We start from the raw sequence: 1,423 nt of genomic DNA on the forward strand, positions 1-1,423 counted from the left end.
GTGAGAACAGGCGTTGATAGGTGCGCTCGGCCTGCTCGGCTATGGCCCGTTCCTGGTCGCGTACGCTCTTCAGGCTGTAAGCGGCAGCCGATCCTTTGCGCGAGCCATGTTGTGCCGGCATGCCGGACTGCAACTCCAGGGCGCGCAGCTTGTGTGCGGTCAGGGCTGGACGATCCCAGGCGAACGGCTCATTGCGCGTGAGCACGTACCACACGATGACCGCCAGTTTGCGTGCCGTCGCGACAATGGCGACCTGCTGGCCGCGACGGTCGCGTACGCGCAGGAAGAAAGCGCGCAGAGGGCCGGGCGCCTGTGCTGCGCCCCAGGCTGCCTCGACGAGCAATCCTCGCGCGTACGAACGTCCCCGCTTGGTGATGTGACCGTGCCTGGCGGGCGTTGGGCCCGACTGATAGACCGACGGGTTCAGCCCGAAGTAGCTCACCAGCTTCTCCGGATTGGGAAACCGTTCAACGGCGCCGATTGCCGACAGCAGGCCGATTGCCACAGTGGCATTGACGCCGGTGATGGTCAGCAGCCTGCGCAACCGCTCGTCGCCGATACTGGCTTGCGCCAGGGCCTTGTCGACCTCGTGCAGATCCTCCCCAAGACGGTCCAGCTCCCGCAAGCGTTGCTCGACGCCCAGACGCTCGTCCATCGGCAGCGGTTGGGCCGTGAGCCATACGCGTCCCTTCCTGCCGAACAGATCAGTAGCGGGGCACCGCTCGATCAGATGCGCAGCCAGCACCGCATGAACTTCGTTCTTCAGCCTCGTGCGTTGCCGCACGAGTTGTGACCGGCGCGAGACCTGTCGGCGTAGCGCCAGGGTGCTCTCGTCGGGCATCCAGACTTCCGGCAGGAAATGGCTTGCGTACAGTTGGGCCAGCACTGCCGCATCAATCCTGTCCGTCTTGACGCGTGCCTCGGCGATGAGCCGTACCAGCAGTGGATTCGCAATTGCGACACGCGCGACGCGAGGGCGCAGTACGTTGACGATGGCGGCGGTATTGCCCGTCGCTTCGAGCACCACATGATCGGTGCTGCGCAGGCTTGCGGCAAAGCGCTCCAGTTCGTCGCGTCTGAGCCCGGCACGGCCACCAGCATGCAGCACGCCGTCCTCCAGATACGCGATCTCGGCCACGGAGCGCGAAACATCCAGTCCTACGATTCGCATAACCGTTCTCCCATTCAGATGAATGTTGGGAGCCGGTGGGACAGCACGACAACTACGGATTCGCGCTCGCAGCGCAACCGGGCGGGTCGCAGGGGCGGCCAACTACTAACACGAGCTCGCGGCTCATCGTATAACAACGGCCTGCCCACCCGAAGTGCTCCCCGGTGCCCCTTGTCCCGGATGGTCACACCATACGCCAGAAATGCACGGCGCGGGACCGTGAGGCACCGGCTATATCATGCCGGTTACGAA

The 1,423-nt window shown here is 64.6% G+C and carries 1 protein-coding gene; it reads right to left on the minus strand.

Annotated elements, in window-relative coordinates; all coding sequences use genetic code 11:
- Positions 1-1,156: IS110 family transposase (locus NE850_RS39320; RefSeq protein WP_405044932.1), on the minus strand; the 1,156-nt coding region annotated here is incomplete at its 3' end.
- Between the last annotated feature and the right edge of the window lie 267 nt (positions 1,157-1,423).

Origin of the sequence: Paraburkholderia sp. USG1 (assembly GCF_031570135.1) — a bacterium.
Classification (GTDB): domain Bacteria; phylum Pseudomonadota; class Gammaproteobacteria; order Burkholderiales; family Burkholderiaceae; genus Paraburkholderia; species Paraburkholderia dioscoreae.